Source organism: Sodaliphilus pleomorphus, from assembly GCF_009676955.1.
Classification (GTDB): Bacteria; Bacteroidota; Bacteroidia; order Bacteroidales; family Muribaculaceae; genus Sodaliphilus; species Sodaliphilus pleomorphus.
In genome coordinates this window covers 3242559-3262151 of the sequence record NZ_CP045696.1, presented here as the reverse complement: position 1 = coordinate 3262151, position 19593 = coordinate 3242559, and the positions used below count along the sequence as shown (strand labels likewise).

At 52.2% G+C, this 19593-nt stretch carries 21 protein-coding genes and 1 tRNA gene; 6 read left to right on the top strand and 16 right to left on the bottom strand.

The features are described 5' to 3' along the window. Positions 1 to 11: 11 nt before the first annotated feature. From GF423_RS13670 to GF423_RS13610, 13 genes are all read right to left on the bottom strand, one after another. Complete coding sequence (locus GF423_RS13670; RefSeq protein WP_154328877.1) at positions 12 to 791, bottom strand: tetratricopeptide repeat protein; 780 nt, start codon at positions 789 to 791, stop codon at positions 12 to 14. Next, positions 788 to 2653, bottom strand: coding sequence for a BatD family protein (locus GF423_RS13665; protein WP_154328876.1), 1866 nt, complete (start codon positions 2651 to 2653; stop codon positions 788 to 790). Before GF423_RS13665 ends, GF423_RS13670 begins: the two co-directional genes overlap by 4 nt. Before the next feature lie 3 nt (positions 2654 to 2656). Further along, positions 2657 to 3433 (bottom strand): tetratricopeptide repeat protein, encoded by a 777-nt coding sequence (locus GF423_RS13660; protein ID WP_154328875.1) that lies wholly within the window; start codon positions 3431 to 3433, stop codon positions 2657 to 2659. After that, a complete protein-coding gene (locus tag GF423_RS13655) occupies positions 3417 to 4466 on the bottom strand; it encodes a VWA domain-containing protein (protein ID WP_154328874.1) in 1050 nt (349 codons plus the stop codon). The genes GF423_RS13660 and GF423_RS13655 overlap by 17 nt, the downstream gene beginning before the upstream one ends. Positions 4467 to 4520: 54 nt before the next feature. Further along, positions 4521 to 5516, bottom strand: coding sequence for a vWA domain-containing protein (locus GF423_RS13650; protein ID WP_394367035.1), 996 nt, complete (start codon positions 5514 to 5516; stop codon positions 4521 to 4523). Further along, on the bottom strand, positions 5516 to 6517 hold the full coding sequence (locus tag GF423_RS13645; protein WP_154328873.1) for a cell wall anchor protein: 1002 nt from the start codon (positions 6515 to 6517) through the stop codon (positions 5516 to 5518). The genes GF423_RS13650 and GF423_RS13645 overlap by 1 nt, the downstream gene beginning before the upstream one ends. A gap of 25 nt (positions 6518 to 6542) precedes the next feature. After that, on the bottom strand, positions 6543 to 7421 hold the full coding sequence (locus GF423_RS13640; protein ID WP_154328872.1) for a DUF58 domain-containing protein: 879 nt from the start codon (positions 7419 to 7421) through the stop codon (positions 6543 to 6545). A 90-nt stretch (positions 7422 to 7511) separates the two neighbouring features. After that, positions 7512 to 8507, bottom strand: a complete 996-nt coding sequence (locus GF423_RS13635) for an AAA family ATPase (protein WP_154328871.1) — start codon at positions 8505 to 8507, stop codon at positions 7512 to 7514. 258 nt (positions 8508 to 8765) lie between these two features. Then, complete coding sequence (locus tag GF423_RS13630; protein WP_154328870.1) at positions 8766 to 10241, bottom strand: HU family DNA-binding protein; 1476 nt, start codon at positions 10239 to 10241, stop codon at positions 8766 to 8768. A gap of 5 nt (positions 10242 to 10246) precedes the next feature. Beyond that, a complete protein-coding gene (locus tag GF423_RS13625; RefSeq protein ID WP_154328869.1) occupies positions 10247 to 10528 on the bottom strand; it encodes an HU family DNA-binding protein in 282 nt (93 codons plus the stop codon). Positions 10529 to 10595: 67 nt separating this feature from the next. Beyond that, positions 10596 to 10856, bottom strand: a complete 261-nt coding sequence (locus tag GF423_RS13620) for a hypothetical protein (RefSeq protein WP_154328868.1) — start codon at positions 10854 to 10856, stop codon at positions 10596 to 10598. Between the two features lie 149 nt (positions 10857 to 11005). After that, a tRNA-Arg gene (locus tag GF423_RS13615) sits at positions 11006 to 11079 on the bottom strand. A gap of 161 nt (positions 11080 to 11240) precedes the next feature. Then, positions 11241 to 11444, bottom strand: a complete 204-nt coding sequence (locus GF423_RS13610) for a hypothetical protein (protein ID WP_154328867.1) — start codon at positions 11442 to 11444, stop codon at positions 11241 to 11243. Between the two features lie 101 nt (positions 11445 to 11545). On the opposite strand from GF423_RS13610, the gene GF423_RS13605 reads away from it, so the two are divergent. Further along, a complete protein-coding gene (locus GF423_RS13605; protein ID WP_154328866.1) occupies positions 11546 to 12649 on the top strand; it encodes a hypothetical protein in 1104 nt (367 codons plus the stop codon). Here the strand turns inward: GF423_RS13605 and GF423_RS13600 are convergent. From GF423_RS13600 to GF423_RS13590, 3 genes are read right to left on the bottom strand one after another with little or no spacing between them, the layout of a single operon-like run. Next, positions 12625 to 13200, bottom strand: coding sequence for a Maf family nucleotide pyrophosphatase (locus GF423_RS13600; RefSeq protein WP_154328865.1), 576 nt, complete (start codon positions 13198 to 13200; stop codon positions 12625 to 12627). The genes GF423_RS13605 and GF423_RS13600 overlap by 25 nt on opposite strands. 29 nt (positions 13201 to 13229) lie before the next feature. Further along, positions 13230 to 13754 (bottom strand): KdsC family phosphatase, encoded by a 525-nt coding sequence (locus GF423_RS13595; protein WP_154328864.1) that lies wholly within the window; start codon positions 13752 to 13754, stop codon positions 13230 to 13232. Positions 13755 to 13772: 18 nt separating this feature from the next. Further along, positions 13773 to 14222: a DKNYY domain-containing protein gene (locus GF423_RS13590; protein WP_206113289.1), complete on the bottom strand. Its 450-nt coding sequence runs from the start codon at positions 14220 to 14222 to the stop codon at positions 13773 to 13775. A gap of 201 nt (positions 14223 to 14423) precedes the next feature. Here GF423_RS13590 and GF423_RS13585 point away from each other — a divergent pair, with 201 nt between their 5' ends. The 5 genes from GF423_RS13585 (at position 14424) to GF423_RS13565 (ending at position 19579) form a co-directional block, all read left to right on the top strand. Further along, entirely contained in the window at positions 14424 to 15371 is a 948-nt protein-coding gene (locus tag GF423_RS13585; protein ID WP_154326857.1) for an IS30 family transposase, read from the top strand. A gap of 163 nt (positions 15372 to 15534) precedes the next feature. Further along, positions 15535 to 16407 (top strand): phosphatidate cytidylyltransferase, encoded by an 873-nt coding sequence (locus GF423_RS13580; RefSeq protein ID WP_154328862.1) that lies wholly within the window; start codon positions 15535 to 15537, stop codon positions 16405 to 16407. A 15-nt stretch (positions 16408 to 16422) separates the two neighbouring features. Next, positions 16423 to 17589 carry an AIR synthase related protein gene (locus GF423_RS13575; protein ID WP_154328861.1) on the top strand — a complete coding sequence of 389 codons (1167 nt, stop codon included), beginning with the start codon at positions 16423 to 16425 and terminating at the stop codon, positions 17587 to 17589. Positions 17590 to 17642: 53 nt separating this feature from the next. Then, entirely contained in the window at positions 17643 to 19010 is a 1368-nt protein-coding gene (locus GF423_RS13570) for an MltF family protein (RefSeq protein WP_206113288.1), read from the top strand. 17 nt (positions 19011 to 19027) lie between these two features. Further along, positions 19028 to 19579 (top strand): DUF3332 domain-containing protein, encoded by a 552-nt coding sequence (locus GF423_RS13565; RefSeq protein ID WP_154328859.1) that lies wholly within the window; start codon positions 19028 to 19030, stop codon positions 19577 to 19579. The last annotated feature ends 14 nt before the right edge of the window (positions 19580 to 19593 follow it).

Sequence of the window (19593 nt, the reverse complement as noted above, 5' to 3'; positions counted from 1 at the left end):
GAAAAACAAGTTTATATTTTCTCAATGTCGGCAGCGTTGATCCAAGCCGACCTATCATCGGCAGTCTCAACCCTATACCACTTCTGTGTTGTCACGCCCGAGTTGTTGACGACAGAGTCCTGAATCGACACCTTGTGGCCCTGGGCCAAGCTGAAAGCCACCTCGCGTGCCGACGGGGCATGGGGTGCCGTGCTCAACGTGCTGCTGGGCACCATCACTATGGCCTGGGTCTGGTTCTTGGTTTGAGAATACAGGTAGAGTGCACTCGCAACTGCAAGCACAGTGGCAAGCAGGAGCACACCACCTCCAAAAAAACCGATTTTGCGCAAGGCCACCTGGTCGACAAAGAGATAGAGTGCCACAGCAGCAAGAAACAAGATGAATGAGACTGCAGCAATCACCGCCCACGTGTTGCTCGACTCTCGCCTCACGAGCGACTCGAAGAAATCGGAGAAAAATGAAGCGCCGGTATCCTCGCTGATGTGAGCCTTCTCACGCACAAAGTCCAGGTTCTCGCGTGCATCGCTGTTGGATGGGTCAAGCTGGAGGGCACGCTCATAGTAGAGTATGGCGTGCGTGTTGTCGCGCATGCGATAGTAGGTGTTGCCTATGTTGTAGAACAGGTCGCTCGATGTGCCATGGTTTTTTACCTCGTAGAGATAACGCTGCAACGCCTCTTGATAATGCTCGCGCTCATAGGCACTGTCGGCAAGTGCCACGTTGTTGTCGGCAGCTGCAGCAATCACAGGCAGGCAGCAAGCGACGATGAGAATGCATAATATCTTTTTCATGATTGTGCTATATTCTTTTTGCGTTTCACGCTTTCAAGACGATCCATCAACGAGGCCGCCTGGTCAAATACAGTTTTCAAATCGCCACTTGCAAGCTGAGGTGCATACTGGGCAAACTCGCACTTGTCGAGCAGCTCAAGGGTGGCAGTACGCAAGTCGGCATCAACACCATACTTTTCAAGCTCACTGTCGATATTGTCCTTGCTCAACTCCGATACCGGTATCGTGAGCTTGTCGCCCAAGTAGCCCCATGTGGCATTGAGGACCTCGGCATAGAAGGCATTGGCGTCGCTGGCAGCCATATACTTCTTGGCACGCTTGAGACGCTTCTGTGCCAGCTTGCTTGCTCGCTTGGTGCGCATGAGCTTCACATCGGCACGCTCTCGCAACAACTTGCGGCAGTAGACGACCACGGCAGCAAGAAGCAATGCCGGCACAAGGAACCACAACCAGTAGCCAGGCTGAGCAATATAGTAGCTGTGTTGCCTGCTCACATTCAAGTCGCCCTTGTGCAGGGCATTGATGTCGGTCATCATGTCTTGCATCTTCTTGTAGTGGCTCGACGGCTTGCCTGCCCCCTTGGCCACATCAAGCGTGAGCTCGGGCACATGTATGGTTTCATACCGGCCAGTGCCAGGATTGAAGTAGACAAAATCGCTGGCAGGAATCTTGAACTTGCCCACATATTGTGGAATAAACTGGTAGGTAAACGTGACCGTGCCGCGCACATCGTTGCCCTCGGCACTGGTGTTGATTTTGTTTTGTGGATCGTAGGTGTCAAATTCCTTGGGAAATTTCACATCGGGAGCCTTGATATACTTGATGTTGCCCGAACCAGTTACCACATAGGTGAACGTGGCGGGCTGGAAAGTTTTCAATTGCGCGGGAGAGACCTGGGTTTTCACCGAGAAGCTGCCCACAGCGCCCGTAAAGCCGGCAGGACGAGGATTGGGCAACGGCAGAATGTGAACACTGGCGGAATTTGACTTCACGCGCAGCTTGGTGTCGTGAGGCACTGCGATGGCGCTGTTGAGCCCCACATACACATCGCGTTGCACAGGGGTGATATCGAACTCGCCCGAGTTGATAGTGAGTGTGCCCGACTGTTGAGGATAGAGAATGCACTTCTTGAGCACAGCGGTGTAATAATTCTGCCCACCCACATTCTCAATATTGACTTGTCCCACATTCTGAATCTCCTCAATCAAGAATCCTGTGAACGATGGCTGCTTGAGTGGAATGATTTCGGGACGTATCGGAAACTTGGTATAGAGCTTGATGGTGCACACCACAGCCTGCTGCTCGTAGACCTTGGGCTTCGACATCTCGATGCGCACATATAGATCCTTGTTGCTGATGGGTTTGTTGGCCGTCTGGGTAAAAGGATCGGCCATGTTGACCGGACCGCCCGACATGGCAGCCACTTGCTGTGCAATCGATGGACCGCGCTGCACGTGGCCAGAGACTACAACGGTCAAGCCTGGCGCAGTCACTTTGTGGCCGTTGGCAGTTGCCTGCGCAACGCCCACCTTGAGGCGGCCTGTTTTCTCAGCCTTGTAGGTGAGTGTGTAACGATAGGTGCCACTACTGGTGTTTTCAACAACCTTGCGGTTTACAACCACCACCGACGAGCTCTCTCCTATTTTTTCGGCGCCCGAGGCATAGATGCACTTAGCCCCGTCGATAGCAGGCGGAACGATGCCCCCTGCGCTACGAGCACCCGTGAGTTCATAAACCAATTGGAACTTGTTGTCGCCCATACTGCCGCCGCCTGCATACCTGAGCGACTGAGCCACACCTGGCAGTGAAGCTGTCAGGTATAGCAGCAATGCAACGACTATGTGATAACTGCGTTTATTCATCGTTTACCATTTGTATTGCGTGCGGGCACGTTCGCCAGCCTGCATCTGTGCCTTGCGCTGCTCAACGCGTTGACGAGTAGCATTCTCCTGATTCTGCATCGTGCGCAGTATCTGGTCCATATTATCGCTGCTCATGCCGCCTTGCCGCTGTTTGCGCTTTTGATCCTGCTTATTCTGCTGATTTTGCTTGTTCTGATTTTTGTCTTTATTCTTGTTCTTGTTCTTGCCTTTGTTTTTGTCGTTTTTATTGTTCTTGTTCTGCTTGTTGTTTTTGCTCTGCTTGAGTTTGAGCTGAGCCATGCGCAAGTTGTAACGGGCATTGTCATAGCCGGGGTTCTTGCGCAGTGCTTGCTCATAGTGTGCAATTGCCTCCTGGTAGTTTTGCTGCTTATAGAGCAAGTTGCCCAGGTCATAGCTGGATTTGCTGGCAATGTCGGGGTCAGAGCACGACTTTTCCAGGTTGGTGAGCAGGCGCACAGCCTCGCTGTGCTGCTTGCTCGCTTGCTGCTGGGCCTTGGCACCGCTGGCGGCATCCTCGCGCAGGAGCGCACTGGCCAGATTGAACTGGGCCATGGCCGACCGCGGATTGGCCTCAAGAGCCTTGCGGTATTCTACCTCGGCATCGTTGTAGCGCTTTGCCTGGTAAAGGCGGTTGCCGGCACGCACATGGTTGCGTTCCTGTTTCACAGTTACAGGCTGCTGGGCCTGAGCAACAACCGTGCACGGCATGAGCAACAACACGAGCAGTGGCCAAAACCTTATTTTAAGCTTGTGTTTCATGTTTCTGTTCTTTTGTAAAGAAATTGTACTTTTTCAACCACGGGTTTTTACGGTCAATCACCAGCATTTGGGCAATGAGAAGCACCAATGCGATCCAGGCAAAAACGGGGAATTGCTCATCGGCAAGGGTATAGACATAAGAGCCCAAGTCGCTCTTCGACAGTTTTTGCAATGCCTGGTGAATGTCGTCGACAGCCTCGTTGGAGGCCCCGTTTACATATACGCCCCTGCCAGCGGCAGCAATCTTCTGGGCGTCGCTCTCGTCGAGACGAGTGAGCACCTCCTTGCCTTGATCGTCGGTCATGTAGCCATGTGCCGTGGGTATGGGAGAGCCCTTGGTCGAACCTATGCCGACCACATTTACTTGAATGCCTGCCTTGCGAGCCTGCTTAGCGGCTCCCACAGCATCGTCCTCAAAGTTCTCGCCATCGGTAATGACAATGATCGACTTCTGCGTGTGAGGGTTCTTGGAAAACGAGCTCTCGGCCATGGCAATAGCGCCCCCAATGGCGGTACCCTGCGAGGGGGCCATGGTAGTGCTTATCTCGTTGAGATACATTTTGGCGCTTTGTGCATCGGGCGTGAGCGGCATCTGCATGTAGGCCTGTCCGGCAAAGACGATGAGGCCCACCTTGTTGCCCTGGAGCTTGTCGATAAGTTTCTGCATCAACATCTTGCTGCGTTGCAGACGGCTTATCTCGCTCATGTTGTCGTCGGCTGCAGCATTCATCGAGTTGGACACATCGACACACACCATCACCTCTACACCATGCACGGTAGTATTGGTCTGCTTGGCGCCTGCCCTGGGCCGTGCCAGGATGACAACCACGCAAGCCAGCAACAGCAACCGAAGCGAAAGAATGATCCACGGCTTGTAACGCGACACATCAGGCATCAGGCCAGCCACGAGTGCCGGCTGGCCAAAACGTGCAATGTTGCGAGCACGCCCCCTGCGTGCTGCCCAAAATATCACAGCAACAATGGGCAGCAAGAGAAGCAGGTATAAATATTGTGGATTAGCAAAACTAAACATAGTCTTAAATCCTTATATTCATTAAATTAAACAATTGTAACAAAAAGAAGGAAACTACGGAACGCGGCGCAGCACCGTGTATTCCACAAGCATGTCGATGAGCACAAGCAGCAGCAAGGCATAGGCCCAGGGCATATAATTGTCTTGTGTGTTGCTGAAGTGCTGCACGTCGATTTTTGTTTTCTCCAACTTGTCAATCTCATTAAATATATTATTCAACACCCCATTGCCAGTAGCCCGAAAATACTTGCCGCCAGTGATTGAGGCTATGCGCTGCAAGGTGGGCTCATCGATAGTTACCGGCATGGGCTTGTAGAGCAAGTTGCCTGCAAAATCCTGAGCATAGGGGGTGAGCGCGGTGCCGCGTGTGCCCACACCTATGGTGTAGATGCGTATTGAGTCGCGAGCAGCAATCTGAGCCGCCGTGAGCGGAGCGACAACGCCTGTGTTGTTGGTGCCATCGGTAATCAGGATGATGCTCTTCGACTTTGCTTTACCGCCCTTGATGCGATTGATGGCTGTGGCAATACCGTCGCCTATGGCAGTGCCATTGCTGTCGAGCATGCGCACATCGAGCTCTCCGATTGCATTCACGAGCAGTGCATTGTCGGTAGTCATCGGTACTTGAGTAAAGCCGTCGCCGGCAAAGATGACAAGACCTATCTCATCGTTCTGACGTTTCATCACAAAGTCTTTGGCCACTTGCTTGGCGGCCTCCAGCCGATTGGGCTTTAAATCCTTCGACAGCATGCTGGCCGAGATGTCGACAGCCATCACGATATCGGTGCCTTCGGCATCGCTCGTTGCCCAGCGGTCGTAGGTCTGCGGCCGGCACAGTATCACAATGAGGCAGCCCAAAGCAGCCAGTTTGAAGCCAAACATGAGGTGTTTCACCCATATTTTCCAGCTGGTACCCGTGCTGGAAAAAGCAGAGGTCGACGACAGCCTAAGGCTGGCACTGCCATGCTTCTCGCACCACACATACCATGCAATGAGCGGGATGAAAAGCAAAAACAGCCACAAGTAGCCAGGATGTGCTAAATTCATCATTATTTTGTTGCCTCCTTTCCTGTTTCATAATCTGAGGCTGCGACACTGTCTTCTTCTCCATGTGCCACAACCACAACAGGCTTTGTAGCCTCCACAAAATTCTCAGCCCGAGCCATCGAACGCTCATTGTCGTCGGCAAGGGGACGCTGGCCTGCAAATTTCACGAAATCGGCCATGGCAAGTATCTCGCTCAGCTGGTCGTTTACAAGTTTGGTCTCGGGGTTCTGCTTGAGCGACTCGATGATTTGGGTTGATGTCATTTCAACGGCGTTGACGTGGAAACGACGGTCGATATACACTCGCAATATATCGGTGAGACCTGTGTAGTATTCCTTTTCTTGGTTGTTCTGCCACAGCTGCTGGGCCTTGAGCAACGCGAGACGCTGCATGGCCTCCTCGTAAGGGGGAAGACGCTTCTTCTCCCGCTTAAAGGGGTTCTTGCCCTTGCGCATAAACTTATAGTAGTACCACGTGGCAGCAGCAAGGATAGCGCCCAAGAGCCACAGCCACCACAAGTGAGTGACAAAATCGGGCACCCAGTCAAAGAACTTGTAGGGTGGCTTGATGACTGGAGCAAAATCCTTGATATCGCCCTTCTCATTCACTTTTATCGAGTCGACACGCAATCGCAACACGTTGGATTTCAATGTGTCGCGACCAGCAATATAAACAAATGGTCCAACCGAATACTCGCCTGGTTCAAAAGCCTGAATCACGAGTTGCTTATCGATTTGCTCGCGGTCGCTTCCCAGTGAGGTCACTTTGGGTGTGGGCCTGTGCGCAATCTCGACATGTGCATTGACCGTGTCGACCTTGTCGCACAAAAACTCCCCTCTCATGCTCTTGTCCTTCACCAGCTGGAGCGACACCACACGAGTCTTGCCCATGAGTACATGCAGGGTGTCGATTTTGGCTGTGAGGGTGGCATTGCCCGCCATTGCCCATACGGGCATGACAAGCATAGCCAAGCATAACGTGAGATATTTTTTATATGATTTCATCTTTCATCATTAAAGTTGAAACAGACTAATGTGTAACAACCCGACGCTTGAACATGCCCATGAGGGCTTTTACATAGTCCTCGTCGGTAGCAATCGAGGCCAGGTCGACGCGACTGCGGCGCAACGTGTCGCTCATGTTGAGCTGGCGCTTGTACCACCAGCGGTCAAAAGCCTGACGCACATGCTTGCTGCCAGTGTCGACCCAACGCTCGGCGCCGTTCTCGGCATCGGCTACTCGCATCAAGCCCACATTGGGCATCGTGGCCTCACGCTTATCATAGACTTGAATGGCTATCACATCGTGCTTGCTGTTGGCTATCGACAAAGCCTTGTAATAGTCGTGCTCATCTATAAAATCACTTATCAAGAAGGCTGTGCACCGACGCTTGAGGGCACTGGTGAGAAACTCCAAAGCGCGGTTCAAGTCGGTGCCCTTGCTCTCGGGTGTGAAGTCGAGCAGCTCGCGCAAAACAAGCAGGATGTGCTTGCGTCCCTTCTTGGGCGGAATGAATTTTTCTATCTTGTCGCTGAAGAAAATCACGCCCACCTTGTCGTTGTTCTCGATAGCCGAAAAGGCAAGAGTGGCAGCAACCTGGGTCATCATTTCCCGCTTTGAATCGCCCACGGCGCCAAAGTCCTGGCTTCCGCTCACATCTACAAGCAACATGACAGTGAGCTCACGTTCCTCCTCGTAGACTTTGACATAGGGGCGATTGCTGCGTGCAGTCACATTCCAGTCAATGTCGCGCACATCGTCGCCATACTGGTACTCACGCACTTCGCTGAAGGTCATGCCGCGCCCTTTGAAAGCCGAATGGTACTCGCCAGCAAACACATTCTGCGACAAACCCTTGGCCTTGATTTCTATTTTCCTGACTTTAGATATTAATTCACTCGCATCCATAATTGTTACAGCATTTATGACGGTGCCTTGCGTGACACACGTAAAAATAGGAAGACTATGGTCTAAGCACAACGCTCAGCCAAGCGGTCGCTATGGCACGGCTACCTTGTCGAGAATCTCGCTTATGACCTCGTCGGCGCTGATATTGTTGGCCTCGGCCTCATAGGAAAGGCCCAGACGATGGCGCATTACATCGTGACACACGGCACGCACGTCCTCAGGAATCACGTAGCCGCGACCTCGCAAGAAGGCATAGGCACGTGCTGCAAGCGCCATGCTTATCGATGCTCGCGGCGAAGCGCCAAATGAAATGATGCTCTTGAGGTCGGACAGGCGGTAATCGTCGGGGAAACGTGTGGCAAAAACAATGTCGACGATATATCGTTCTATTTTTTCGTCGATATAGATTTTGTTGACAACGTCGCGGGTCTCGATGATGTCGCGCGGACTCACCAAAGGCTGAATGTTGGGCCGAGAAGGACTGATGTTCATGCGCACAATTTGTTTCTCCTCCTCCTTGTTGGGGTAGCCTATCACCACCTTCATCAAGAAACGGTCAACCTGAGCCTCAGGCAACGGATAGGTGCCTTCTTGCTCGATCGGGTTCTGGGTGGCAAGCACAAGAAACGGGTCGTCGAGAGCAAACGTCTGGTCGCCTATGGTCACCTGTCGCTCTTGCATGGCTTCGAGCAAAGCACTCTGCACCTTGGCAGGAGCACGATTAATCTCGTCGGCAAGCACAAAGTTGGCAAACACAGGACCCTTTTTGGTCTCAAACTTTTCTTTCTGCACACTGTAGACCATTGTTCCCACAACGTCGGCAGGCAACAAGTCGGGGGTAAACTGGATGCGGCTGAACTTGGCATCGATGAGCTGCGACAGTGTTTTTATGGCCAAGGTCTTGGCCAGGCCTGGCACACCCTCAAGCAGCACATGCCCGTTGGCCAGCAGGGCGATGAGCAATGAGTCGACAAGGTGCTTCTGGCCCACGATAGTCTGGTCCATGCCCTGTTGTATCATGCTCACAAAGTTACTCTTACTTGCAATTAAGTCATTTAATTCTCTTATATTGACAGACTCTCCCATAGCTGCAAATGATATATTTTTTTGTACTTCGTTATATTTTTGTTTTTATTCTCCATTTTTGTTGTGCAAAATTATGATTTTGCCCTAAAAACGTGATAAAGATTGTAGTTATAATTTACTTAATTAAGTTAAATCGCTTAAATGTTGAAATTGCCACTGTAGTGGGTAGTGCAAAACATGCCGCAACAGTACGTGAACCAAAGCGCGGTCACATTTAGGCTGAGAAATGTGACCGCTCTCGTCATGGCACCGCTATTGTCAATGTTTTGCATGTCGCTTGCCAGCAACATGTCTATTCTTGCTGCCGCTGCCTACGGCGGCTTTGACCGTTCGCTTGCCGGCTGCGCTGCCTTTCTTGAGCATGCGATTGTAGATTTGCGACTGCTTTTTCTTGGCCGCCTCGACACTGGCAGGATTGTTCTTGTCGATGCCATATTTAGATGCGGGGGGTATCACGAGCCGCGTGCCCATGGGAATCATGTTGGGATCGTTGATGACCGCCTTGTTTTCTTCGTAGATGTATACCCAAAACACACCTTTGCCATAGTGTTTAGAGCTCATGCGGTTGAGCGTGGTACTGGGTTTGATGGTGTCGTATACCGTCTGCTGAACCTGGGCCCTTGCTGGTGCAGCTTCGATTTTGGCAACTGGTGTGGCTGCACGCTCGGCCCTGCCCTGAGGTACACGCGACGATGCAATCTTGCGCGCACTGGGCTGGGCTGGCTTTACCGCGTCGACAGCCGTGACACCAACGGCGGAACGCTCGCCTTTGGGACACTTCATCAGGTAAACACGATAGCTCACCAGCAACACGATGATTGTAGTAACCACACCTACAACGAAGCCCTCGAGCAAAGAGCGATGCATGATGCGCCGCTTCTGTTTCTCGGCTTCGATGCGGCCGTCATTGTCATCGGCGAGTTGCTCATCGCAGGTATCGTCATCGGCAGTCTCGACCGCATGATCGTCTTCTTGGCTGTGCTCACCATCTCCAACTGGCCCGTCACCGTCAGTTTCCAAGTGCTGCACTGTGTGCTCGTCTTCGCCCGCCATGGGCTCCTCACATTCTGACTGATCATCCTGATCATCCTGCTGCACTGGCTGCGAAATTGTGGGTTGTGGCTCGGATGATGCAGCTGACTCCTGGGCCGAAAGCCCGACAGTCGATGACGTAGGCACAAAGGCAGGAGGAGTCTCTATCTGCTCGTCGGCAGGCTCGTCCTCAGTTGCCTCATCGGCAGGAACAGCAGAGCTCTTAACCACAGCAGCCATGGCTTCCTCTACGTCGGCCTCAGCCTGCTTCTCGCTGCCGGCCTCAGGGGTCTGCTCAAGGGGTGCTTCGTCCTCGTCGTTTGTATTGCTCGATGCTATAGGTTCCTGGTCGACAGCGGCAAGTTGCTCATCGGTCACATCATCGTTCAAGACCACAGTGTCGAACTGGGCAAAAGGCTGATTGACAGCCTTGGCCATGGCCTTGTCGGCCACGAAAGTCAACTTGCGGTGCCCTGGTATCTCAATTTCTTCGCCAGTATTCACATTCACACTGCGACGAGCATTCACCTGGATGACCTTGAAAGAGCCAATACCCTTGACTTTCACACTCTCTCCAGCAGCGAGTGCTTGCGTCACTGTGGCGAAAAGCTCCTTAAGAAACAATTCGGCCACACGCTTGCTGGTACCGGCCTTCTTGGCCACCATGTCGACGAGTTCGGGAAATGTGATTTTATTGTTCATGGGGATCAAGCGTTATTTTTAAGTCGGGTTTTCAACACATTGCTCACCTTGAAATTCAAGGTGATCTTTGGAGGCACCAGCATGCGCTTGCCATTGCTGGGATTCACCATCACACGCTCGTTTTTCTTCTTGCCCTCAAAGGTGCCAAAGCCCGGCACGGCCACGCTGTCGAGAGCGCCACAGCGCTCTTCGATCACGTCGCACAGTGCCGTCGCAAGCTTGCCCACGTCGCTCTTGCTGCGACCCAGCTTCTCCGAGATGATCTCAACAAGTTCCTTATTCTCCATAACAAACAAAAATGTAGCACAAAATTAATCAATCCAGTGGCAAAGTGCAACTTTTGAAACGACTAAATCAATCGAGTTGGGCAGTTATTGCAAAGCGACTGCCATGCTCGCCCTCGCCCTCATAGTCGGCCTGCTGGTAAAACTGGGCGCAAGCCGCGCATCCCTGCTCGTTGCCCAAGTGAGCATTCAGCTCAAGCACAAAGGTGCCGCCACCACAATACCTGAGCTCCCACACCCCGCTGGGGCACACGGCCTGTGCCACAGTTGCAATGCTGTCGGCCACTGCCCACACGTCGAGCATGTCGCTGCCATCGTCGATTTCAATCATTCTATCTTATAAAGTGTTTAGCCATCATCTACTGGTAGCAAAATAAATAACCCATGTCGAGCCCAACTCGACACAGGGTTTCTCGGAAAAATTCAGTAAAAAAACAAAAGTCAACCAGTTGAATACAAACCAGTTGACTTTGTTGATTGTGACCCATATAGGATTCAAACCTATAACCTTCTGATCCGTAGTCAGACACTCTATTCAATTGAGCTAATGGGCCAAAATGTTTAATGTTCTCTAGCAATTGTCTCGGTTACGTTGTGGTTACCTTCCCAATTGCGGTTGCAAAGTTACAAACTTTTTTTTACTTGTCAATAGTTTTGGGCAACTTTTTTTCGAAATTTTTCAGCCAATTGATATAATCACCCAATTTTCAAGCCCTTAAAACACAAACTCAGCGACAATCCAAATCACAAAAATCACAAAGGCAATGATTGTGGGCTTCACAAGCGTTTTGTAATTGACGATGTAGTAGCTCTGGCGAGGCGGCTCAACCTTGGCAGGTTTCTCGGTTGCTATAGCAAGCTTGTGCTCGTCGACTGGCTCAATGGGTTGCGATTGCTCGTTGTATAAAGTAGCTTTCATATTCAGTTTCTTATATTTTTGTGCAAAGTTAAAAAATAAATCACACTTGTCAACGCTTTGGCAGGATTTTTGTTGACTTTATTAGTAACTTTGTGCCCCAGATGCAGAAAATCTACCTTTTCAATCCCGACCACGACCTGGCACTGGCCCAAGGCGGCGACCACTATGTGGCTCCCCCGCATGCCAGGCAGCTGCAACACGACCTCGCAGCACTACCCTTGTGGTATGCCGACGCGGGCTCGCTGCTTGTAGTGCCCGACGTCGAGGCCAAGTCGTGGGTGAATGACATGCAAAGCCGGGTCATGGCGATACTGCCGCAGGAAATCAAGAACCATGCCACAGCCACCTTTTTCCCGTGGGGATGGAACCGTGTAGAGCGCAAACGGCTCATCAGGCTTGGGGCACAGCCCGAGAGTCTGCCCGCCGAGCGTGTGCTCGACCACTTGCGGCAACTGTCGCACCGCCGCACCACCATCTTAATACACCACGAACTTGAACAACGGCTTGAAAAGAAATTCTCTCCTGTTCCTGTCGAAGTCGACACGCTGCAGGCTGTGCTCGACTTTGCAAGTCGACACCCAGGCTGCTATGTGAAAACACCATGGTCAGGCAGTGGCAAGGGCGTGTATCACGTTGTAGATGCGACCGACCCTTACTTTAGAAACTGGTGCAACGGGGCCTTGAAGCGCCAAGGCTCGCTCCTGTGCGAGACAGGGCTCGACAAGACTGCCGACTTTGCCTTGGAGTTCTATTGCAATGGCAGCGACGTCGACTTTGTAGGATACTCGGTCTTCAGCACCGACTTCCACAGCCAGTACAACCACGGCCTTGTCGAAACCACAAGCAATTTATCAAAACTTATAAAGAAACAATGCCCCGCCATCGACGACATCAAGGCCTGCCTTGTCGAGATACTCGGCACAATCATCGACCCCGGCTACCTCGGTCACGTGGGCATCGACATGATTCTTTACCGAGACGACAGGGGGGATATCAAGCTCGACCCTTGCGTGGAAATGAACCTGCGCACAACCATGGGAGTCGTGTCGAGCGCAGTGGGAATGATGATGGGCAAACGCGGCCAATTTTCAATCGCTCATAGCAGCACTGGCTTTCAGGACGGAGAGGTAGCCAACCGGTTGTACCTGACTCCCATTTTCAGCGACACGAAGTATTGTGCCTACATCGACTTCAACACCGAGTAGAGGCGCTGCACAGGCAATCCCATCACGTTGTAAAACGAGCCGTTTATACCCTTAATGCCCATGTAGCCTATCCAGTCCTGTATGCCATAGCTGCCAGCCTTGTCGAGAGGCTGGTAACGGTCGACATAGTAATCAATTTCCTCGTCGGTGAGCACGGCAAATTCCACCTGCGACTTGCAGCTGAACGATGCTGACCCGTGCACAGTGGCAATGGTGACGCCTGTAACCACAGTGTGGGTGTTGCCCGAGAGCTTGTGCAGCATTTCACGCGCTTCCTGCTCGCCGTGGGGCTTGCCTATCAACTCACCGCCAAGCACAACAACGGTATCGGCAGTGATGAGAAGCTCGTTGCCGGTCACATTATAGGCATGAGACTTGAGCCGGGAGAGATATTCGGGCACTTCATCTACTGGCAGTGTAGGCGGATAGCACTCTTTGATGCCCTTTATTACCTCGACCCGAAAACTTAGTCCAAGCCCTTCAAGCAACTCTCGCCTGCGTGGTGAACCACTGGCCAGAACGATATCATATTTCTTTAAATTGTCTAACATAATATGTAAAGAAAACACTTTTTTTAAACCTACCATCCAAATGCGTGCTTGTCGTCGAGCCAGTCGCCATGAGCCTTCATCACCTGCTCGAGCAAGTCGCGTCCCACACCATAGCCGCCGTTGCAGGGCGAAATGTAGCGTGCCACTGTCTTGAGCTCGGGGGCGGCATCGGCAGGAGCAACCGATAGACCGGCAGCCTGCATCACGGGCAAGTCGGGAATGTCGTCACCCACAAAGGCCACCTCGTCACGGCTCAGGCCGCACTTGGCAAGCCACTGCTCAAACACGGGGAGCTTCACGGCGACCCCCATATAGATGTCGTCGATGCCCAATGCAGAGAAACGCGTGTGCACAGCACGAGTGTTGCCGCCGCTGATGATGGCGATGTTGTAGCCATGCTTCACAGCCAGCTGCAGCGCATAGCCATCCTTTATGCTCACCATGCGCAATGGCTCGCCGTCGGGAGAAAGAGGTATCGTCGATGGCGACAACACGCCATCAACATCAAAGGCGATGCCCTTGATTTTCTTCAGATCATAGTTGATAGAACTCATATATCTATAATATACATTTTAACGGGAATACTGTTTCACGCCCTTGATGTAGACGTCGAGCTGGTCGCGGGCCGTGTCGCCACCCTCATGCTTGAAAGTGCCGGCTTGGGCAGTGGCAATCTCTCGACCACGATAATAGGCACTGAAACGATCTTTGGCATAGCCGCCACCCACCGCAGCCAACGTGTGCGGGAACTGCGCCCTGAACGGCCTGCCCTCGAAATAGCCCGACGAGTCATCGGCTGCATAACCGTCGGCCAGCACCCTGAACGAGCCAGCATCACTCACCACCATCAGGCGCCCTCGGTAATAAAAGGCCGACGAAGCCGTGTCGGCCCCATAACCGCCCGAAAGATCAACGCAGCCAGGCGGCAGTGTTGCTGCTGTCGCAGAACTGGCCGCTACCTTCTTGCCGCCACGAGACGTGCACGCCAGCATCACAAACAGGGCAAGGGCTAATACAAACAAATGACAGAAACGCATAAACTGCTAATTCCAATTAGAAGTGCAAAACTCTGCGGTGCATTAAAACATGAAAAACACCGCGGAGGTTTGCCTTGCGGCTGGGGGCGCGAAGCCCCCAAAGAGCATTGGCGGATAACTTAAGCAATACAAAAAAAGAGGAGATCTTTCGTTCCCCTCCCTAAGATTAATTAATTTTGTATTGTGATGTATAAACAATTAACCTCGGAGCAAAGATACACAATAAGTGTGCTACTCCAAACGAAATTCTCACTTAGTTTCATAGCCGAGACTATTGGTGTGTCAGTAAGCACGGTTTCTCGTGAGCGAAGGCGTAATTCTAATGCTAAAGGCGTTTATGACGCACGTACGGCCGTATTGAAAGTCAAACGACGCAAGGCCAGGACACCTGGCAATCGCCGTATCGCTCCCTATGTACGCAGCCGTGTTTTTGAACTTATCCGTAAGGAGCAGTGGTCGCCGGAGGAAGTCGCCGGATGGCTTGGCAAGAAAGAGGGCATCACGGTGTCCAAGTCAACCATATACAACTGGATAGCGGCCCTTTCCCCACATTACGGGGACAACATCCGAAAGCACCTCAGGCATGGAGGCAGACCAAGGCAAAAGTCCTTGCTTACCACCAAGGCGCATATTCCCAACCGCCTCTCCATTGACGAAAGACCGGAAACGGACTATGGACAGACCATAGGAGACTGGGAGATGGACACCATCGTAGGAAAGGAAGGCAAAGGTGCCATCGTTACTCTGGTTGAGAGGAGGAGCTGCTTTATGCTCATGGAGAAACTCGATACGGGAAAGCAGGCCGTTCCACTGGCATATGCCGTGGTGAGACTCATACGGGAGAGCGGGTTGCCTGTAAGGTCGATAACGACAGACAACGGGCCGGAGTTTGCCGCACACGAAATCATTGCGAGGGAACTTAACACGAAAGTTTACTTCGCACATCCGTACTGCTCGTGGGAGAAGGGAGCTATCGAGAACATGAACGGGCTCATCAGGCAATATATTCCGAAGAAGACGGACTTTAGGGGAATTTCAAGGCTATATGTCAAGAGCATCATCGAAAAATTAAACAACAGGCCAAGAAAGAAAAACGGATTTCGAAAGCCCAAAGACATGATTAAAGAAAAATAGCGTAACTTTGCACTTGCTTCTGGAATCCGCCTGCATAGGCAGGTCTGTTAAAAAATCACAATATTATAACGCGTCAACATGCATAATATTATATCGAAACAGGGTAAATTTTGAAACGTCAAATAAATGGCTTAATTTTGTGCATTACAAATAAGATTGGACAGTGAAAAATTTACTCACACGTATACTCTCGGGAAGCATATATGTCGTGCTTGTCGTGCTTGCAATCATGACAATACGATACACTCCCATCTTGTTTCTCGTGGTATTTGGGCTGTTGACCGCCTTGTGCTTATGGGAAGTATACAAAGTCACTCAAGAAGGCGACGTCATGTCGCCATTGTTTACTATCATCGACATCCTGGGCGGTGTGGGCGTGTTTCTGGCTTTTTTCTTGATGTACTCGGGCACAGCCGATACCGCCTCGGGCTCACGTTCGTTCTGGATGCTGCCCATTATCATCTACCTGCTTGTCAGGGTGCCCCTGCAGCTATACAGCCCTATCACCCATGCTGTGCACAGCCTTGAGAGGAGTTTCTACGGCATCGCATTTGTAGCCGTGCCCATGGGTATGGCCAACTCAATATGTGCAGTGGGCAGCCCCATGATGCTGCTGGCCATTTTCATCCTGTTGTGGGTCAACGACTCGGGGGCCTATCTGGTGGGCAGCGCCATAGGCAAGCACAAGCTTTTTGAGCGCATATCTCCCCACAAGTCGTGGGAAGGCTTCTGGGGCGGTGCCATTGCGAGCATCGTCGTTGCTGCTGTGCTGGGCAGTTACATGGGCCAGTACTTTCCGATGAGCTCCAACGACATCCCGCTGCCCCTGTGGGGCTGGATAGGGATGGGGCTCATTGTGCCGATTTTCGGCACGCTGGGCGATCTCTCTGAATCGCTACTCAAGCGCACCGTGGGAGTCAAAGACACCAGCCACATCATCCCAGGGCATGGTGGCTTTCTCGACCGGCTCGACAGCTTCCTGATGGCCTGCCCGGCCACACTGGTTTATTTCATTTTATTGAAGACTTATTTTTAAACAACAACACTTCACATGAGTTCTCAACGTTACGACATGCGCGGCGTGTCGGCATCTAAAGAAGACGTGCACAACGCCATCAAGAAAATCGACAAGGGGCTGTATCCGCTTGCCTTCTGCAAAATCATTCCCGACCTGCTGGCCGGCGACCCCAACTACTGCAACATCATGCATGCCGACGGCGCAGGCACAAAGTCGTCGCTCGCCTATGTGTACTGGAAAGAGACCGGCGACCTGAGCGTGTGGAAAGGCGTGGCTCAAGACGCCGTGGTCATGAACATCGACGACCTGCTGTGTGTGGGCGCCACAAGCAACATTCTGCTCTCGTCGACCATTGGCCGCAACAAGAACCTGATACCCGGCGAGGTGATTTCGGCAGTAATCAACGGCACGCAGGAATTTATCGACGAGATGAATAATGCCGGTGTCAACATCGTCTCGACTGGCGGCGAAACCGCCGACGTGGGCGACCTGGTGCGCACAATCATTGTCGACAGCACCGTCACCTGCCGCATGCGCCGCGACCAGGTCGTCGACAATGCCAACATCAAGGCAGGCGACGTGATTGTGGGTCTCGCCAGCTACGGGCAGGCAACCTATGAGCGCCAGTACAACGGCGGCATGGGCAGCAACGGCCTCACCTCGGCACGCCACGATGTCTTTGCCAAGTATCTGGCCACAAAGTATCCCGAGAGCTACGACCGGGCCATCCCTGAAGAGTTGGTGTATTCGGGCTCAAAACTGCTCACCGACGTCATCGACGGGATGCCCGTGAATGTGGGCCAACTTGTGCTCTCTCCTACCCGCACCTATGCACCGGTCATCAAGGTCGTGCTTGACCAAATGAGAAACAAGGTGCACGGCATGGTGCACTGCACGGGGGGCGCTCAAACCAAGGTCATGCACTTTGTAGAAAACAAGCACGTGATAAAAGACAACCTCTTCCCCATTCCACCCCTGTTTAAGCTCATCAAGCAAGAGTCGGGTACCGACTGGAAGGAGATGTACAAAGTCTTCAACATGGGCCACCGCATGGAAATATATGTCGACCAGGCCGAGGCACAGGAGGTCATCGACATTGCCAAGTCGTTCAACATCGATGCCCAAGTCATAGGTCACGTCGAGACAGGCGAATGCAACAGGCTTACTATCAAGAGTGCTGAAGGCACTTTTGAATACTGATTTACAACATTTTCTTCTACTTTATCATGAGGCATCTTGCTGCACACACTATCTTGCTACTGCTACTCACGGCACTGCTGTGGCAGTCTTGCGCCACGTCGCCGCGAGTAGTGGTCGAGACACACAAGATGCCCGACACATTGAGGGTGGGCACACTCTACAGTCCCACCAGCTTCTTCCTGTACCGTGGCGACACCTTGGGCTACGACTATGACCGCGTGTGCGACTTTGCCAAAGCAAAGAAAATAAAGTTGCAATTTAAGGTTGCGCCCAACATGCACACCCTCATCGACATGATAAAGACCAAGAAAGTCGACCTGCTGGTATATGAGATCCCCGTCACGGCCGAGTTCAACGAGAAAGTGCTGCACTGCGGCGAGACCAACACCACCTATCAAGTGCTGGTGCAACCCAAGTCGCGGCGACGCATCAGCAATGTGACCCAGCTCGTGGGTAAAACCATATATGTAGAGAAAGGCTCCAAATACGAATCCCGGTTGCGCAACCTCGACAGTGAGATAGGGGGCGGAATCAACATCCACACTGTAGAGAGCGACACCGTCAATGTCGAGAACCTCATCGAGGGCGTGAACAACGGCACCATCCCACTCACGCTGGCCGACAACGATATCGCCAAGATCGACAAGTCCTACTACAACAACATCGACATCGGGCTCGACGTGAGTTTTCCACAACGCTCGTCGTGGGCCGTCAACCTCAACGACGACTGGCTGGCCGACACGATCGATGCCTGGAGCACAAACGAACGCACGCTGCTCTACACCGAGGACATTGCCAATCGCTACTTTGAGCAAAACCGCACATCAAGTTCTTCAGGCTCATCGGCCAGTGCTGCTGGCGGCAAGAACTATGTGAAACACAGCGGCGATATCTCGGCCTACGACGAGCTCTTCAAGAAATATGCACGTCGCTGCCCCTACGACTGGCTGCTGCTCGCCGCCATTGCCCGCACCGAGTCGGACTTTTCGCCCAACGAGGTGTCGTGGGCTGGTGCAAGGGGACTCATGCAAATCATGCCAAGCGGAGCACGCTCGCTGGGAATAGACCCCGAGCGGCTTTTCGACCCCGAGGTCAACGTGCAATGCGCCGTGAGCGAGCTCAACTATCTCGACAGATACTTCAGCAAGTATGTGAGCAACAGCCAGGAGCGCATGAAATTTGTACTTGCAGCCTACAACGGCGGCATGTCGCACATCGTCGATGCTATCAGGCTTGCCCAGAAGTATGGCAAAGATGCGCAGTTGTGGTACGACAATGTGGAGGAAGCCCTCAAGTGGAAATCGATAGAGAAGTACTACAGCGACCCCGTGTGCCACTACGGGTACTTCCGCAGTGGCGAGACCGTGGCCTATGTGCACAAGGTAGAAGACCAATATGAGACTTATAAACAAAGATACTAATCACAAAAAATAAAATTATGAAGAAATTCTATTTAACAACGGCAATAGCCATCACACTGGCATGCTCCCTCACGTTCAGCTCGTGCATTGGAAGCTTTGCCCTCACCAACAAAGTGCTCGATTGGAATCGCCAAGTAGGTAGCAAGTTTGTGAACGAGCTTGTGTTTGCCGCCTTCTGGATACTGCCCGTCTACGAGCTCTCGGCACTGGCCGACGTGCTGGTCATCAACTCAATCGAATTCTGGTCGGGCGACAACCCAGTGCAAGCCTATACCAAGACCATCGACGGCAAAAACGGCACCTACCTGGTGAAGTGCGACAGCAAAGGCTACACGATAACCAACAAAGAGACCAAGGAGGTCGTGAAACTTGACTTCAACGCACAGGACAACTCGTGGTCGGTCAACAAGGATGGCAAGGAGATGAAATTCATGCAATATGTCGACGACAGCCACGTGAAGATGATAGCCCCCAACGGCACCTTCCAGACGGTCAACCTCAACGAGCAAGGCGTGTATGCCTATCAGAAGCTCGCAGCCAGCTCGATGCAGCAATATGCAATGAAATAGAAGTCAACAAAAAA

Bases quoted from the DNA above. Each gene is read 5' to 3' on its own strand.
- GF423_RS13670 (WP_154328877.1), bottom strand. From the start codon at position 791: ATGAAAAAGATATTATGCATTCTCATCGTCGCTTGCTGCCTGCCTGTG.
- GF423_RS13665 (WP_154328876.1), bottom strand. From the start codon at position 2,653: ATGAATAAACGCAGTTATCACATAGTCGTTGCATTGCTGCTATACCTG.
- GF423_RS13660 (WP_154328875.1), bottom strand. From the start codon at position 3,433: ATGAAACACAAGCTTAAAATAAGGTTTTGGCCACTGCTCGTGTTGTTG.
- GF423_RS13655 (WP_154328874.1), bottom strand. From the start codon at position 4,466: ATGTTTAGTTTTGCTAATCCACAATATTTATACCTGCTTCTCTTGCTG.
- GF423_RS13650 (WP_394367035.1), bottom strand. From the start codon at position 5,516: ATGATGAATTTAGCACATCCTGGCTACTTGTGGCTGTTTTTGCTTTTC.
- GF423_RS13645 (WP_154328873.1), bottom strand. From the start codon at position 6,517: ATGAAATCATATAAAAAATATCTCACGTTATGCTTGGCTATGCTTGTC.
- GF423_RS13640 (WP_154328872.1), bottom strand. From the start codon at position 7,421: ATGGATGCGAGTGAATTAATATCTAAAGTCAGGAAAATAGAAATCAAG.
- GF423_RS13635 (WP_154328871.1), bottom strand. From the start codon at position 8,507: ATGGGAGAGTCTGTCAATATAAGAGAATTAAATGACTTAATTGCAAGT.
- GF423_RS13630 (WP_154328870.1), bottom strand. From the start codon at position 10,241: ATGAACAATAAAATCACATTTCCCGAACTCGTCGACATGGTGGCCAAG.
- GF423_RS13625 (WP_154328869.1), bottom strand. From the start codon at position 10,528: ATGGAGAATAAGGAACTTGTTGAGATCATCTCGGAGAAGCTGGGTCGC.
- GF423_RS13620 (WP_154328868.1), bottom strand. From the start codon at position 10,856: ATGATTGAAATCGACGATGGCAGCGACATGCTCGACGTGTGGGCAGTG.
- GF423_RS13610 (WP_154328867.1), bottom strand. From the start codon at position 11,444: ATGAAAGCTACTTTATACAACGAGCAATCGCAACCCATTGAGCCAGTC.
- GF423_RS13605 (WP_154328866.1), top strand. From the start codon at position 11,546: ATGCAGAAAATCTACCTTTTCAATCCCGACCACGACCTGGCACTGGCC.
- GF423_RS13600 (WP_154328865.1), bottom strand. From the start codon at position 13,200: ATGTTAGACAATTTAAAGAAATATGATATCGTTCTGGCCAGTGGTTCA.
- GF423_RS13595 (WP_154328864.1), bottom strand. From the start codon at position 13,754: ATGAGTTCTATCAACTATGATCTGAAGAAAATCAAGGGCATCGCCTTT.
- GF423_RS13585 (WP_154326857.1), top strand. From the start codon at position 14,424: ATGTATAAACAATTAACCTCGGAGCAAAGATACACAATAAGTGTGCTA.
- GF423_RS13575 (WP_154328861.1), top strand. From the start codon at position 16,423: ATGAGTTCTCAACGTTACGACATGCGCGGCGTGTCGGCATCTAAAGAA.
- GF423_RS13565 (WP_154328859.1), top strand. From the start codon at position 19,028: ATGAAGAAATTCTATTTAACAACGGCAATAGCCATCACACTGGCATGC.